13 protein-coding genes are annotated in these 14,458 nt (G+C 53.8%); 5 read left to right on the top strand and 8 right to left on the bottom strand.

Annotation, left to right across the window (positions count from 1 at the left end):
* Positions 1–2: 2 nt before the first annotated feature.
* The 4 genes from cas7i to ACZ5M3_RS11055 form a co-directional block, all read right to left on the bottom strand.
* Complete coding sequence (gene cas7i / locus ACZ5M3_RS11040) at positions 3–1,079, bottom strand: type I-B CRISPR-associated protein Cas7/Cst2/DevR (protein WP_464839594.1); 1,077 nt, start codon at positions 1,077–1,079, stop codon at positions 3–5.
* Positions 1,076–2,812 (bottom strand): type I-B CRISPR-associated protein Cas8b1/Cst1, encoded by a 1,737-nt coding sequence (gene cas8a1, locus ACZ5M3_RS11045; RefSeq protein ID WP_464839595.1) that lies wholly within the window; start codon positions 2,810–2,812, stop codon positions 1,076–1,078. Before cas8a1 ends, cas7i begins: the two co-directional genes overlap by 4 nt.
* Entirely contained in the window at positions 2,781–3,569 is a 789-nt protein-coding gene (gene cas6 / locus ACZ5M3_RS11050; RefSeq protein WP_464839596.1) for a CRISPR-associated endoribonuclease Cas6, read from the bottom strand. The genes cas8a1 and cas6 overlap by 32 nt, the downstream gene beginning before the upstream one ends.
* 260 nt (positions 3,570–3,829) lie before the next feature.
* Positions 3,830–4,528, bottom strand: coding sequence for an acetate--CoA ligase family protein (locus ACZ5M3_RS11055; protein WP_464839597.1), 699 nt, complete (start codon positions 4,526–4,528; stop codon positions 3,830–3,832).
* A gap of 154 nt (positions 4,529–4,682) precedes the next feature.
* On the opposite strand from ACZ5M3_RS11055, the gene ACZ5M3_RS11060 reads away from it, so the two are divergent.
* Positions 4,683–5,987, top strand: coding sequence for a DUF4139 domain-containing protein (locus tag ACZ5M3_RS11060; protein WP_464839598.1), 1,305 nt, complete (start codon positions 4,683–4,685; stop codon positions 5,985–5,987).
* Here ACZ5M3_RS11060 and ACZ5M3_RS11065 read toward each other — a convergent pair.
* Positions 5,984–6,217, bottom strand: a complete 234-nt coding sequence (locus ACZ5M3_RS11065) for a hypothetical protein (protein WP_297092275.1) — start codon at positions 6,215–6,217, stop codon at positions 5,984–5,986. The two genes, ACZ5M3_RS11060 and ACZ5M3_RS11065, sit on opposite strands and share 4 nt — an antisense overlap.
* Positions 6,218–6,310: 93 nt before the next feature.
* On the opposite strand from ACZ5M3_RS11065, the gene ACZ5M3_RS11070 reads away from it, so the two are divergent.
* The 3 genes from ACZ5M3_RS11070 to ACZ5M3_RS11080 all read left to right on the top strand — a co-directional run bounded on the left by ACZ5M3_RS11070 (position 6,311) and on the right by ACZ5M3_RS11080 (position 11,757).
* Entirely contained in the window at positions 6,311–6,841 is a 531-nt protein-coding gene (locus ACZ5M3_RS11070; protein WP_464840929.1) for an SWIM zinc finger family protein, read from the top strand.
* Between the two features lie 51 nt (positions 6,842–6,892).
* Positions 6,893–10,558, top strand: a complete 3,666-nt coding sequence (rgy, locus tag ACZ5M3_RS11075; RefSeq protein WP_464839599.1) for a reverse gyrase — start codon at positions 6,893–6,895, stop codon at positions 10,556–10,558.
* A gap of 365 nt (positions 10,559–10,923) precedes the next feature.
* The gene (locus ACZ5M3_RS11080) at positions 10,924–11,757 is read left to right on the top strand and encodes a helix-turn-helix domain-containing protein (protein WP_464840930.1); all 834 of its coding nucleotides are present in this window, start codon (positions 10,924–10,926) and stop codon (positions 11,755–11,757) included.
* A gap of 64 nt (positions 11,758–11,821) precedes the next feature.
* Here ACZ5M3_RS11080 and ACZ5M3_RS11085 read toward each other — a convergent pair whose 3' ends face one another.
* Genes ACZ5M3_RS11085 through ACZ5M3_RS11095 form a run of 3 tightly spaced genes read right to left on the bottom strand, consistent with a single transcriptional unit; the run spans position 11,822 to position 13,090 of the window.
* Complete coding sequence (locus ACZ5M3_RS11085) at positions 11,822–12,034, bottom strand: ArsR family transcriptional regulator (protein WP_297091882.1); 213 nt, start codon at positions 12,032–12,034, stop codon at positions 11,822–11,824.
* The gene (locus ACZ5M3_RS11090; RefSeq protein ID WP_464839600.1) at positions 12,031–12,360 is read right to left on the bottom strand and encodes an Sjogren's syndrome/scleroderma autoantigen 1 family protein; all 330 of its coding nucleotides are present in this window, start codon (positions 12,358–12,360) and stop codon (positions 12,031–12,033) included. Before ACZ5M3_RS11090 ends, ACZ5M3_RS11085 begins: the two co-directional genes overlap by 4 nt.
* 4 nt (positions 12,361–12,364) lie before the next feature.
* Positions 12,365–13,090: an arginase family protein gene (locus ACZ5M3_RS11095; RefSeq protein WP_464840931.1), complete on the bottom strand. Its 726-nt coding sequence runs from the start codon at positions 13,088–13,090 to the stop codon at positions 12,365–12,367.
* A 139-nt stretch (positions 13,091–13,229) separates the two neighbouring features.
* On the opposite strand from ACZ5M3_RS11095, the gene hxlAB reads away from it, so the two are divergent.
* Positions 13,230–14,450, top strand: coding sequence for a bifunctional 3-hexulose-6-phosphate synthase/6-phospho-3-hexuloisomerase (gene hxlAB, locus ACZ5M3_RS11100; RefSeq protein WP_297091885.1), 1,221 nt, complete (start codon positions 13,230–13,232; stop codon positions 14,448–14,450).
* Positions 14,451–14,458: the final 8 nt, after the last annotated feature.

Genomic DNA, 14,458 nt, shown 5'->3' on the forward strand with positions numbered 1-14,458 from the left:
GCTCACCCGTAGTATGCCTTGATTTCCTTCACGAACCCCTCTATCGCTTCCTTCACGGTTCCAGCAAAGACCTTAATACCGCTCTCTTCAAGCTTTGTGAGAACATCTCCCATGTCCCAGCCAAGGGACTTAACGAAGCCCTCATCATAGCCGATGTAGAGCCTCGCTCCTTCTGGGATAACATCCTTAAGGTCTCTCAACCTCTTTGCCAGGGCTTCTGCGTCAAACTTGATCTCTCCCGCCTCCTCGAAGATGACGTCGCTTATGAAGGGGTTTATTCCTGCGTCGATGTTAAGGAGGAGCACGAACTTGGGTGTTACATCAGTATGATACTGCGTTTGCTTGGCCCCGCCCGAGAGGAGGCGGAGGGCTTTTATGACTTCACTTGCGCGTTTCCTTCTTATCTCGGGCGGCATGATCCACTCCTTCTCTCTCATTTGTACTCCAAGTTCCTGAGCTAACTTTTCCATTTCCTCGACTTCTTGAAATATCTCTTCGTTGTTCTTGTTCCTCTTCTTGGGCAGATCGTCCCTCGTGAGGAGGTTCTTGAAGCCAGCCTTGCTTATTATGGTGAAGCGTCCAACAGCGTCAAGATCGAGGGAGAACGCACCCTTGAAGACGGTGGAGTAGAACTCCTGGCTATACGGGACTGGATCGCCCTCGTGCCTTGAGGCATAGCCCTCATCAACGGTCAGGGAGTTCCTGTCAGGGAGAACCGAAATCAGTGGAGTGTTCTTCAGCGGGGAAACCCTCGTAACCGTCACGTTGACGCCGCCCTTCTTGAAGGCCCTCATGTAGCCGAAGACGTCATCGTCGGGGTACTTGAGCGGGTTTGCTGCCGTAAACACCTGTTTCTGCTCCCTGTAGAGAGGTGAAAGCTCCCAGTTGAAGTGCTCCTTCAGCGTGGAGCGCCACCAGTAGCGCCAGGCCTGCGGGGAGACGTAGGGATAGCGCTTTCCACCGCGCTTAAAGGTTTTGACCCTCGTAACGTTCCTGTCCGCGAGGCTTTCGTCTATACCAAGCATGTTCAGCGCCGAGTGCGGCGCGTCTATCAAAACCAGTCCTGTTGCGAACCTCATTCTTCACCACCCTCCTCAAATTCCTCTTCGGCTTCTTCGGCCCCTTCAACCTCCTCAGCGGAGGCCTTCATGAGCCTGTCATGGAGCTTTTCATAGATGCGGAAAAGGAGAAGATTTTTGACGGTCTTCCAGGAGACGTTCAGGTCTTCGCCGTAGCTGGTGAGTATTCTTGCAAACTCGTCGAAGGTTAAGAGGGGTTTTTCAACTCCCAACCTTTGGCGTAGCTTTTCAAGGTTCACGAAGAACGCCTCGAACTCGTAGAGCTTCTCCGCCCTCTCCAGCTCCCTGATGCGTCTTGAGAGTTTATTATCTGGTAGCTTCTCGACAGTTTCCACAATTCTGTCGGCAACTCCTTTAATAAACTCCAAGGCCTCTTTATCCAAACCCAACACCTCCGAACAGTAAAATGCGAGGAGCTTCCAGCTTGCATTCGCGCGACGGTTTTTAGTATCGATAAAGTATGGGAGTATGCTCTCCCCTGAAAGAAGCTTTGAGTAGACGTTGTTGGGATAGCGTTTCTTGAAATCTTCAAACTCCTCCTCACTTGGCCCTCTTCTCCAGCCCATTGAGACAATGTTCTTCCAGCCCATTCTGTCCACTCTGGCCGCGAAGGCGACGAAGCGAAGAACTGGGTTGGGGACATATATAAGCTCTATTTCCTGCCCCTGATTGTTGTTAACGAAGTAGTAGAGGGTTATTGAGGCATTTTCGAGCTTGCCCATTTCAAGGTTCGTTCCTATCTCAACGAGCTTTTCAAACAGGAAGTTTTCCGGCCGCTTGAAGTCCCTCGCTGTGGATGCAAGCTCACTCTTCTTAATGTCATTAATAGCTTCCCGGTGGAACTCCAGCATCAGTTCGTAGGGGTGTGCGTGGATTATAAGAGCCCTTGAGAGGCGGTATGCCGCCAGAGGCATCATCTGGGCGAGGAACAGACAGTGTGAGCAGATATATTCTCCTGTACTGTTTCCCGAGGGAAAATAGTTAGGGACATCCCCAGTTCCTAGTAATGGAAACACTGAACGGTACCTTTCTTTTTTCAGATATGCAGGGCGTTTGCCACATATTATGCATACTGGAGCTGAGATGCTCTGTTTTTTGTCATGTTTTGGCTTCAAGAAATCCTGGATTAACTCATTCAGATTTCGTTTTATTCTTCTTTCCAACGCTTCTGTCACGAATGGTTGGGCCAAAATTAAAGAGGTTACTTTCTTTGTTAGCTCTTCCAAGTCGGAATGTTCTATATTATTCAGTGAGCTTAGGAAGGAAACGATGTCTTTGGCGAGATTCTCATCAAATTTTTCGCGGATCTTCGTTTGTAATGTTGAGAGCGTTTTGGTATTGTAGGGAATACCATTGTCGTCTTTAATCGCTTTTTTTAGGGCATTACTTATTGGGCCTGTTGTCCCAGGATTTGCTAGGATTATGCCATTGTTTGGCATAATCATTGCATGTATGTATTTCGAGCTCCACTCTTTTCTGGCGTACAGTTTCGAGGCAAAATCCACTGCCCTTTGGATGTCATCTTCAGTTAGTTCCTCTGGCTTCTCCTTTCCGCTCAAAAGCAACAGTGCAGCAAGGCCCGCGTCAGTGAATGGGTGTCCCGTCCAAGTGAAAAGGGATTCTTTTTCTTCAGCACCTGAATTTTGAGCTTGGATAATCTCCGTTTTGACTTTCTTTCTGGGGATGTTTCTTAAGAACTCATCAAGCCTTTTCTCCCTCCCGATCTCTTTCACCTCCCTTCCAGCGCCTTTTCACCTTCGCCCTCCTTCCATCAACCTTCACCATCCCGAAGCCGATCGAGTTCTTCTCCCCGAAGCCGGCTTGATAGCCCATCTTAATCAGTTCATCATCTCCATAGACCCTGAACACGAGGTGCCACGCGATCTGGAATATTCCAGGCTTGACCTCGAAGCGCTTGGGCTTGGCGTTGAGTACCTTCATCTCGAACTCTTCCGGCGGCTTTGAGCCGTGGACGAGCATGAACTTCTCCCGCAGGTTCTCTTTGATCAGCCCGTAGAACTCCGGCTCGGTTGGAGAAAGGTCGTAGGTTCTCGGCTTTCCGAACTGGAGCCTTTTGGTGGTGACGGCTATAGGCGAAAGGGTCACGAACTTCCCCCCGCTCAGCCTTTTCGGCTCGGCCAGGGATATGACCTCCTCGACCACGAACCTCTCGCCCCACAGCTCGACCTCCGGGTTCTGGAGCAGGCCGCTGATGAACGCCTCCGCTATCTCTGGAACGGCCGTTGAGAAGTAGAAAAAGCCCCTCCTGTATCCCAGAAAATATGGGCCTCCCTTTTCGAAGTCCCGCTTTTCCGCCATGAAGAGCGAGAACGTGAAGAGCTTGGGCACCTTCGGCGAATGGAGATTCAGGCTCAGGTCGGGGTCAACGCGCTGAATCCTCCTGTAGATCAGCCCCTGGAGGTAGTGCTGGTGGTTGAAGGGGACCTTGAACGGCTCATTCTCCGGGCGGAGTCTTATTGCAAACCTCAACCTATCACCCCACTACGCGGTAGCGTATGGCAAAAAAGGTACGTTGTTGAACCTTATAAGGCTTTCTAACCTCTAGAGTACGAAGCAAAATGAGCATCATGTTCTACTTCAATGACGATGCAGTAGTAACTTATTACCCCGGAGGACTACATACCCCGGCTCCATGCGTATATAGTGCATTAACGAGGTATAACCACCAGCATAATAAAGCGATTATACATGAAACTCACAAAGGCAGAAGAGAGAAAGGGAAAAATCCCTCAGAGGAGCATCCTCGCGTCGACGGCAACGGCTGAATCCTCGTAGGCGAAGATGGGGTTGATGTCGAGCTCCTTGATCTCCGGAAGCTCAAGGGCGAGCTCCCCGACCTTGGTGATTATCTCGGCGAGGGCCTCGATGTCCACGGGCTTCTCACCGCGCGCGCCGGCGAGGATCGGATAGGCCTTGATCTCCTTGATCATGTCGAGGGCCTCATCCTTGGTTATCGGGGCGACGCGGAAGCTGACGTCCTTGAGTATCTCGACGAAGATTCCACCGAGACCAAACATTATCGCCGGGCCGAACTGCGGGTCGCGGATCATACCGACGATGACCTCCTTGCCGAGCGGGAGCATCTTGTAGACGATGACGCCCCAGAGGTCGGCGTCGGGCTTGTAGTTCTTGGCGTTCTCCATGATGGTCCTGAAGGCCTGCCTGGCCTCGTCATCGCTCTTGATGTTGACCTTAACTCCACCGGCGTCGCTCTTGTGGATGATCTGCGGAGAAACGATCTTCATAACGACCGGGTAGCCGATCTCCCTGGCGAACTTTACGGCCTCTTCCTCGTTGGTGGCGACCTTGAAGTCCGGGGTTGGGACGCCGTAGAGCTTGAGTATCTCCTTCGCCTCGGGCTCGACGAGCGGCCTGTTTTCGGCCTTGGCCTTCTCGATGATTGCCCTAGCCTTTTCAATCCTGTCCATGCCAATCACCTCATCAGCTTGACATTTCCCAATCCGACCGGGCAGTTAAAAGGGTTTCCATTCGTCAACCTATCGTTTCTTTCGTTTCTAACAGCTTTGAAGCGATGTCCGGGGTATAAATACTCCGAAGTCCAATGTATTAGTGGTGATAGGGATGAAGAGGAAAATTATCGCAGGCATTGGGGGGATTTTGGTTATAATCCTGGCGGTCTTTTCCTTCCAGGGCGGCAGGGCATCGGCCGCCGAAACGACCGTCGTGCTGTATAACTCCGCCAAGATGGGTGTGGTTGAGAAAACGCTGGAGCTGGAGCTCAAGGAGGGCATGAACGAGGTTCCCCTTGGGGAGCTGGCCGGCCTTAACATAGCCGAGGTGACGATAAGGCCGCTCGACGAGGACGTTCAGGTTCTTGGGGTCTTCAGCAGGGGCCAGGGCGGAGACGTTTACAGCGCCAACGTTGGAAGCGAGGTCGAGATCAGGCTGAGAAGCGGAGAGAGCATAGCCGGAAAGTTCCTCGGCTTCAAGGACGGGAAGATAGCGATAGAGGGAGATGGCTACTACCTCATAAACCCGAGCGAGGTGGCCTACTTCAAAGCCAAGAACCTCGAGGGGCGGGCGAGCGTCTACGCGGTTCTGCAGGCCGACAAGGCCGGAAAGTACAACGTGAGCATCATCTACCGCGTCCCCAATATGAGCTGGGAAAGCCGGTACAAGCTCTACATTGGCGATAACGCGAAGCTTTACGGATACATCGTCCTCAACAACCCGACCGCGCTGGGATTCAGGGACGCGAAGGTTCTCCTGGTTGCCGGTGACGTCCAGCTCTACCAGAACGTCCCCCAGCCAAGGGTTCTCTATGCGATGGCCGAGAAGGGAACCGACCAGGTCAGCGTCGGCCAGCCGGAGAAGATAGAGGCGTTCTACCTCTACAGGCTCGGTGTGGCCGACATCAACCCGGCCAGCACGATGATGTACCCCTACATAAGCTTCGAGGTTCCCTTCGAGCGGGAGTACCTCTACGAGAGCTGGCCGTACTCCGGCGAGGGGGCTGTCTACGAGTCAATATCCTTCAAAACCGAGAAGGTTCTTCCGGCGGGGATAGTCGAGATATACAAGGAGACCGATGACGGATCGCTCCTCATCGGCGAGAGGGCCATAGAGCACACTCCCGAGGGAGATACTCTCAGAATAGGCATCGGCAGGGACTACGACCTCAAGGGCAGCACGGTGGTTCTTGATGAGAGGCACGACGACCGCTATGCATACTACAAGGTAAGGATCACCCTTGAGAACTTCGGAAAGGACGCCAAGACCGTCATAGTCAGGCACTACAAGTGGGGCAGGATTCTCAGCTCGAGCATCGAGCCCATTGACGAAACCCGGAACTACGTCGAGTTCAAGGTCACGGTTAACCCCGGGGAAAAGAAGGAGATAGTCTTTGACTACGAGAACCGCTATTAGCTCTTCCGGAGCGTTATCTCAAACCTCTTTTCTCCCTTTGACACGTCGAGAACGAGGCTTTTGTCGTAGTCTATGAACTTTGTGTTCAGTATCGCGTAGCCCTCGCCCTGGAGGAACTCCGCCATTTTGAGGCCGAGGTCGTCGAAGAACTCCGCCGCCATAGTGGCCATGCTCGGCTCCTTTATGCCGAGCTCATCGTGATAGCGCCTCGCGAGCTCAAAAACATCCATGGTCACCACCGGATATAGTACTCACCGGGGAATAAAACGGTTGCGGTCGAAAGGCTTAAAGCGGGGCTGACCAAAGCCCCTAAAGTGAGTGCCATGGACGAGAAAACCCTCAAGAAGGGGGAGCGCTATTACAGGGCCGGAAAGGTTCTCTGGGTAGTCAAACATGGAGACAAGCTCTTCTCCAAGGTTCTTGGTACGTACCCCTACTACGTCGAGCTTGACCTCTCAACGGGCGAGAACCGCTGTACATGCCCCCTCGGTGGCGACTGCAAGCACGTGGCTGCGGTCATGAAAGCCCATGAGGGCGGCTTCTACTTCGAGAGCTTCGATAAGCACACGGAGCTCTTTCCAGAGGCGACGGCTATGGAGTTCATGGCAGAGGTTCCGGAGCTGGCGCTTGACGTCACCCTCAAGGAGCTGAGGTTCTCCCTCAGTACGGATGAAAGTGGCAGTGAGGTCGCCAGACTCTTCAGGAGGGCTCTGAAGCTCGTCAGGATGACGGGCAAAACGGAGGCGCTCCATGTCCTTGAGGAAACCCTTGCGGAATACAGGCACGTCTTCAGCGACTACGAGCTTTCGGCGAGGCTTGAGGACGAGCTCAGGGAGCTTGAGGCGACCATCTAAAAACCCTTATAAATCCCCCTAACACCAAATAGGAACTTAGAGGGTGAGAAAATGAAGGCGATCTATCGCGAGATGTGCCCGAACTGCCTCGGTAAAATCTCCGATGAAAGGCTGTACATCAAAAATCCGTGCAGTGAGTGCCTTGGTGAAACCGTCCACGCTGACTCTTATTTTGACCTCGTCACGGCGGTTAGAAACGCCCTCCAGCTCAGGGGTACCCTCAAGGAGTGGGAGAGGATATACGGCCTTGAGAAGGGCCTTAGAGAAATCGAGGCCTTCTTTGAGAAAGCCACCGGCTTCACATTCTGGAGCGCGCAGAGAACCTGGGTCAAGAGACTCCTAAAGGGCAGGAGCTTCTCGATCATAGCCCCCACCGGAATGGGCAAGAGCACCTTCGGGGCGTTCATGGCCGTATGGCATGCCACAAGGGGAAGGAAGAGCTACATAGTCGTGCCCACAACCCCGCTGGTGATTCAGACCGTCAAAAAGCTCCAGGCGATAGCCGAGAGAGCTGGTGTTGAGATAAACCTTGCCTACTACCACGGCAACCTCCGGAAGAAGGAAAGGGAGGAGATGCTGGCCAAAATCCAAAGCGGGGACTACGACATTCTCGTTACCAGTGCCCAGTGGCTCGCCAGGAAGTTTGATGACGTCCTCAGGGGAAGGCGTTTCGACTTCATCTTCGTTGACGATGTCGATGCGTTCCTCAAGGCCAGCAAGAACATAGACCGCTCCCTTCTCCTCCTCGGCTTTACCGAGGAGATAATAGAAAAGGCGTGGGAGATAATCCGCCTGAAAAAGCAGATGTCAAAGTACCTGAACGGCCGCGCTCAGGACAGGGAGGAAAGGCTCAAGGAGCTGAACGGCAGCATAGGAAAGATCCAGCGCGAAATCGAGGAGTTCAAGGCCAAAAACGGCGTCGGGATAATGATAATCGCCTCCGCCACCGGCTCGGCGAGGGGCGACAGGATAAAGCTCTACCGTGAGCTGCTCGGCTTCGAGGTTGGAAGCGGAAGAAGTGCCCTCAGGAACGTCGTTGACAGCTACCTAAAACCGAGCAGGGACATCAAGGAGCACGTTGAGGAACTCCTTAAGAGGCTCGGAAAGGGCGGCATAATATTCACGCCGATTGATCAGGGCCTGACCTACGCCGAGGAGCTGGCCAGCTATCTCCGCGAGAGGGGCTTTGCCGTGGAGATGGTGAGCTCAAGAAACAGGAAGTCCATTGAGAAGTTCGAAAACGGCGAGGCCGATTACCTCATAGGCTCGGCCACCTACTACGGTTCCCTGGTCAGGGGGCTTGACATGCCCCACCTAATCCGCTACGCGGTCTTTACCGGCGTTCCTAAGTTCCGCTTTTCGGTAGACCTTGAAAGGCCGACCATCTACCGTGCCCTCGGTCTGCTCAGCGAGGTAATGGAGTTCCTGAGCGATGAGGACAGGAAGCAGGCCGAAAAGATGCACGCGAGGCTGAGGAGGCTCATAAGAAACATTCCGCAGTTCGAGCTCCTCAAGATAGAGGAGGCCTTAGCTGAGGGGCTTCCGATAGAGAACGGCTTCCACAACCACGTCCTCGGCGTTTTCCGCGAGCTGGTCGAGTTCCTTAGGCGGGTTCTCAGGGACGAGGAGGTTCTCAGGAGGCTCGCGGAGGATCCGTTCATCAGCCTGAAGGAAGAGGAGGGTAAGTGGTACATCGAGATTCCCGACGTCAGGACGTACATCCAGGCAACGGGAAGGACGAGCAGGCTCTTCGCCGGCGGAATCACCAAGGGACTGAGCGTGCTAATAGTTGACAACGAGAAGGTCTTCAACGGTCTCCTCAGGCAGATGCGCTGGCGCTTCACCGAGTTCAAGATGGTGCCCTTTGAGGAGCTGGACATCGACGAGGTTCTGAGGCAGATAGATGAGGATAGGGAAAAGGTACGCCTCGTTATGGAGGGCAAGATAAGCGCCAAGGTCAAAGACCTGGTCAAATCCGCCCTAATGATAGTTGAGAGCCCGAACAAGGCCAGGACGATAGCCAACTTCTTCGGCCAGCCCAGCAAGACGAGGATAGGGGATTTAGTTGCCTATGAGGTCAGCATAGGAAATATGATGCTGACCATCCTTGCGAGCGGCGGGCACATGTTCGACCTCGTGACGAACGAGGGCTACCACGGCGTTCTGGTTGACGAGAAAGACGGCATGCTGAGGTTCATCCCCATCTACGACACCATAAAGCGCTGCCGCGACTGCGGTCATCAGTTCGTTGACTGGGAGGAGAGGGGCGTATGTCCGCGCTGTGGCTCTACCAACGTCCGCGACGCCCTTCAGAACGTTAAGGCGATGCGCGAGATAGCCCAGGAGGTCGACGAGATACTCATAGCGACGGACCCGGATACGGAGGGTGAAAAGATAGCCTGGGATATAAGGAACGTGCTCAGCCCGTACACGCCGAACATCAAACGCATAGAGTTCCACGAGGTCACGAGGCCGGCAATAATGCGCGCCATCCAGGAGGCAAGGGACGTCAGCGAGGGCCGCGTTAACGCCCAGCTCGTCAGGCGCATAGAGGACAGATGGATAGGCTTCGAGCTGAGTCAGGAGCTTCAGCGCGTCTTTGAGAACCGCAACCTATCCGCCGGGAGAGTTCAGACGCCGGTTCTGGGATGGGTGATTGAGAGGTACAAGGAGTTCACCGAGAGCGAGACCTACTTCATGGGCCTGAAGCTGGAGAACGACCTCCAGATAACCGTGGAACTGGGAAAGGACGGTAAAAACGTTGAACCGCCCGAATATGTTACTGTCGAGGACGTTTATCTTGAAGAGCGCGAGCTCAACCCGATGCCGCCCTACACGACCGACGCCATGCTGAAGGACGCCTCGACCTTCCTCAAGCTCTCAGCACCCGAGACCATGAGGCTGGCGCAGGATCTGTTCGAGCTCGGACTGATCACCTACCACCGTTCCGACAGCACCCATGTCAGCAGCACCGGAATAGAGATAGCAAAGGAGTACATCACCCAGGAGGTCGGCGGGGAGTACTTCAGGCCGAGGCCCTGGGGCGAGGAGGGAACCCACGAGGCCATAAGACCAACCCGGCCGATAGATACTGGCAGGCTCATGCAGCTCATCCGCGATGGTATTATCCAGCTCCCCAAGAACCTCACCCGGAACCACTACCGGCTCTACGACATGATATTCAGGCGCTTTATGACGAGCCAGATGAAGGCGGCGAAGATACTCCATGAAAAAGCCGTTGTTAACGCGGGCGTTGGAAAAACCGAGATAGAGGGCTACGTTGAGGTAATTGAGGACGGGTGGACCAAACTGAGGAGCCCGCCCTTCAGACAGCTCCCGCGGCTTGAGAAGGGAGCGAAGCTGAGGGTCGTGGAGTCCAAGAAGTGGAAGGCGCCGAAGGTTTCCCTCTACACTCAGGGAGACATAATCGCCCTGATGAAGGAGCGCAAGATAGGGAGGCCCTCAACCTATGCCAAGATCGTCCAGACCCTGCTCCAGCGCTACTACGTCATCGAGACCCGTGGAAGGAAGAAGCTGGTGCCCACCGAGCAGGGCATCAAGGTCTACCACTATCTCATAAGTAAATATAAAGAACTGGTGAGTGAGGAGAAGACCCGGGAGCTTGAGGAGCTAATGGACAGGATCGAGGAGAATAAGATTGACTATCAGGAGGTTCTCAGGAAACTCCACGAGGAGATAAGGGAGTACCTGGCATGAGGTTCACTTTTCACACTGTTTCCCATCATTTGGTGCTAACTTTAAATTATGTCTATTTAATGGGTTGAATAATACTTGATTTGTTGAAAATTCCATAATGGCATCACGATAGGTTCCGTTTGTTTATTATTCGCCGTTCATTTAGTGCCCCAGTGACCGCTATAAATTTTGCTTCCCAGTAAAACCAAAAATTTTAAAATTTATCTAGTGGTAATACCTTTGTATACCCATGCAACGGCAATAATATCCAGCGAAGTCATCTTTGAATAATCTTCGAAGCATAACCAGGGACACTAACGACCTATGGAAAAAATTTATATGGGATGAAATCCAAACAAAAAATAGAAAATTGGGTGGTGGTAAGAATGGTTAAGGACAGGATGGTTGAGCTCCTTCAGGAGCACTTTGAGTTGAACCTCTACGAGGCCAGGGCGTATGTGGCATTAGTCGGTTTTGGCGTCCTCACTCCGGCGGAGCTGGCCAGCGTCTCCGAGGTTCCGGCTCCGAGAACCTACGACGTCCTCAGGAGCCTTGAGAAGAAGGGCTTTGCCATCAGCCAGCCGGGCAAGGTCAAGAAGAAGGGCTTTGCCATCAGCCAGCCGGGCAAGGTCAACAAGTACAGGCCGGTTCACCCGCAGAACATCCTTGAGAAGTTCATTGAGGAGTGGCAGGAGCGCGTTGCCGAGGAGCTTGAGGTCAAGAAGAAGGCGAAGGAAGAGCTCCTTGAGCTCATGAGCCCGCTCATCGAGACCGAGATTCCCAAGTACGGCGTTGAGAAGGTCTGGGTCGTCCGCGGAATCAGGAACGCCACCCTCAAGACCAAGGAGATGTTCGAGGAGGTCAAGGAGCAGATACTCCTCGCCGACGACGGCTACATCGCCATCAACCTTGAGAGCGACATCATAAAGGCCATCGACAGCGGCGCCAAGGCCAAGATAATCGTCACCGAGAACGTCTACCACAGGCTCAGCGCTTCCAAGATACTCGACTACTACAAGGCCGGCAAGCTTGAGCTCAAGGTCATCGACAAGCTTGAGCTCCCGATGCTCATCTGCGACGACGAGGTCTTCTTCGCCCTTGAGGACATGGCAGCAAGGTACTTCAACTACGAGACCCAGATATGGATCAAGGACTTCCGCGTTAAGGCGCTCTTTGAGGGCAAGTTCAACGAGTACTGGGAGAAGGCCAAGAAGGCCTGATGCCCCTTTCTTTCCTTTCGTTTGATCATCCGCGTTTCTTCGGTACATGGAGAAAAGAAAGGGTTCAGACGTACTTGAACTCTTCCTCGGCCTCGCTGGTCTCTTTAATCTTCCAGAAGAGCTTCCCTTCCTTCTGGTAGCTCTCGACCTTGCCCTGCTCGACAAAGCGGAGAAGGTAGCGCCGCACTTCCATCGCGGGAAGCTTAGTGATTTCAACTATCTCCTCGATGGTCTTGGGACCATCCTCCAGAGCCTTAAAAACCCTAACGTTCTTCATTCTCCTCCCTCCAGTTTCCGGTATCTTTCCAACAGTTCTATTATCTTCTCCATTGCCCTTAAGTGTTTCTCAAGCTCGTCTATCCCATCCGGGAGGGAGTTTGCCAGCTCGTTCAGCTTCTCCAGGAGACGCTCCTCAACACCTTTCATCTCGGCCCCTCTCTGTCTCTTCCTGTGCTCGCATATCGGACAGAAAACCCTGCCGTCCTTCTCGAAGAGAGGTGAGCCGCACTTGGGGCAGTGCCTGTCGAGCATCTTCGCCCCCGACAGCATAAGGGGCATGAGGACGGTTCTCATCTCCTCCTCGGTTGGGCCCTTGAGCGCCATCGAATCACCCCGTCAGGAGCTGGAACACCTCGACGAAGGCCTTTTTACCCAGCCGTGAGCGGCGGATTTTATCCGAGACCTCGGCTATGTCGAAGGCTATTATCTTGAAGTTCTTTTTTATGCCCTCCAGAACCTCAAGGAGTTCATCGAGTGTAAGCTCGCCGTGCTGGAAGCGGGCTATCCGGTACTCCGGGCGGAGAACGTCAAGGTCAACGGTCAGGTATATCTCCTCCCCCAGGTACTTCTTCGTCTCCGCGATCACCTCATCGAGGGAGTTGGTCTGGAGGTTGGGGTAGGCCCTCCACTTCCCGCGGACTTTCCTGCTCCTAAGCAGAGCCGGGAATATTTTGACCCTTCTGGTCCAGAGCTGGGTTCTTTCGGTGGTCGGTATCATGAGAACAGGTGCGAGAACTGCGGCCCGGTTTACCCTGCGCTCCTCCAGGGCGTAAGCCAGCCACGAACCGTGGTCGAGGTAGTCGTGCATCAAATCCGTGTGTGCATCGACGCTCAGCAGGGATGCCGGCTGGAGTTTTTCGATTATCCCGTACGTTGCTAGATGTTCCCCCACTATGTAGGCGTTGTCCAGGGGTATGCGCTCGGAGAGGAGCTCAACCCTACTGGACTCGACTATCATGTAGTCTTCAAGAAGCTTGTTCCTCCTGAGAAGCTGCAGAACGTAGAGAACACCGTCCCTGTTGGGTTTCTCGCCGAAGGGGATGAAGGTTACCATTGATTCCACCCATCGGGAGTTGCCGCTTCACTTTTTAAACCTTGGTGGAAATGCTTGACATAATTTTGTTAAATTTTGACGCCAAAGTTTAAAAAGTAGCCCCATAAGATTAAAACGAAAACTCCTTGGAGGCGAGGGGATGATACTTCAGGTCGCTCTTGACTTGACTGACATTGAACAGGCCATTTCTATCGCGGAGAAGGCTGCCCGTGGCGGCGCCCACTGGCTGGAGGTCGGAACACCGCTCATCAAGAAGGAGGGCATGCGCGCGGTTGAGCTTCTCAAGAGACGCTTCCCGGACAGGAAGATCGTCGCCGACCTTAAGACCATGGACACGGGGGCTCTGGAGGTTGAGATGGCAGCAAGACACGGTGCCGATGTCGTTTCTATTCTCGGTGTCGCCGATGACAAGACGATAAAGGACGCCGTCGAGGTTGCAAGACGCTATGGAATCAGGGTCATGGTTGATCTAATAGGCGTTAAGGACAAGGTCAAAAGGGCCAAGGAACTCGAAAAGATGGGCGTTCACTACATCCTCGTCCACACGGGCATAGACGAACAGGTTCAGGGCAAAAGCCCGCTGGAAGACCTCGAAAAGGTCGTCAAAGCCGTCAGCGTTCCGGTTGCGGTCGCGGGCGGACTGAACCTTGAGACGATTCCGAAAGTCATTGAGCTGGGCGCCACCATCATCATAGTCGGGGGTGCCATAACCAAGGCCGAAAACCCCGAGGAAGTCACCAGGAAGATAATCGACCTCTTCTGGGGAGAGTACATGATGACGATAAGGAAGGCCATGACCGACATAGTCGACCACATAGGCAACGTCGCGGAGAAGCTCAAGATAGAGCAGGTTCGCGGCTTCGTCGATGCCATGATTGGGGCGAACAAGATATTCATCTACGGCGCTGGAAGGAGCGGCCTCGTGGGCAAGGCCTTCGCGATGAGGCTCATGCACCTTGACTTCAACGTTTACGTCGTCGGCGAGACCATAACGCCAGCCTTCGAGCCGGGGGACCTCCTCATAGCCATCAGCGGTTCCGGCGAGACCAACAGCATCGTCGATGCCGCTGAAATAGCCAGGAAGCAGGGGGGCAAGGTGGTCGCGATAACCTCCTATGCCAACTCGACCCTAGGAAAGCTCGCCGACGTGGTCGTCGAGATACCCGGAAGGGCCAAGACCGACATCCCGACGGACTACATAGCACGCCAGATGCTCACCAAGTACAAGTGGATAGCGCCGATGGGAACCCTCTTCGAGGACTCCACGATGATATTCCTTGACGGCATCATAGCCCTCCTCATGGCCACCTTCCAGAAGACCGAAAAGGATATGAAGAAGAAGCATGCGACCCTTGAGTAAGGGGTCGC

The sequence above is a fragment of the Thermococcus coalescens genome (genome assembly GCF_055392585.1).

What these genes read in the sequence shown, in the direction of transcription:
- cas7i (WP_464839594.1), bottom strand. Translation starts at nt 1,079, where the DNA reads ATGAGGTTCGCAACAGGACTGGTTTTGATAGACGCGCCGCACTCGGCG.
- ACZ5M3_RS11055 (WP_464839597.1), bottom strand. Translation starts at nt 4,528, where the DNA reads ATGGACAGGATTGAAAAGGCTAGGGCAATCATCGAGAAGGCCAAGGCC.
- ACZ5M3_RS11060 (WP_464839598.1), top strand. Translation starts at nt 4,683, where the DNA reads ATGAAGAGGAAAATTATCGCAGGCATTGGGGGGATTTTGGTTATAATC.
- ACZ5M3_RS11065 (WP_297092275.1), bottom strand. Translation starts at nt 6,217, where the DNA reads ATGGATGTTTTTGAGCTCGCGAGGCGCTATCACGATGAGCTCGGCATA.
- ACZ5M3_RS11070 (WP_464840929.1), top strand. Translation starts at nt 6,311, where the DNA reads ATGGACGAGAAAACCCTCAAGAAGGGGGAGCGCTATTACAGGGCCGGA.
- rgy (WP_464839599.1), top strand. Translation starts at nt 6,893, where the DNA reads ATGAAGGCGATCTATCGCGAGATGTGCCCGAACTGCCTCGGTAAAATC.
- ACZ5M3_RS11080 (WP_464840930.1), top strand. Translation starts at nt 10,924, where the DNA reads ATGGTTAAGGACAGGATGGTTGAGCTCCTTCAGGAGCACTTTGAGTTG.
- ACZ5M3_RS11085 (WP_297091882.1), bottom strand. Translation starts at nt 12,034, where the DNA reads ATGAAGAACGTTAGGGTTTTTAAGGCTCTGGAGGATGGTCCCAAGACC.
- ACZ5M3_RS11090 (WP_464839600.1), bottom strand. Translation starts at nt 12,360, where the DNA reads ATGGCGCTCAAGGGCCCAACCGAGGAGGAGATGAGAACCGTCCTCATG.
- ACZ5M3_RS11095 (WP_464840931.1), bottom strand. Translation starts at nt 13,090, where the DNA reads ATGGTAACCTTCATCCCCTTCGGCGAGAAACCCAACAGGGACGGTGTT.
- hxlAB (WP_297091885.1), top strand. Translation starts at nt 13,230, where the DNA reads ATGATACTTCAGGTCGCTCTTGACTTGACTGACATTGAACAGGCCATT.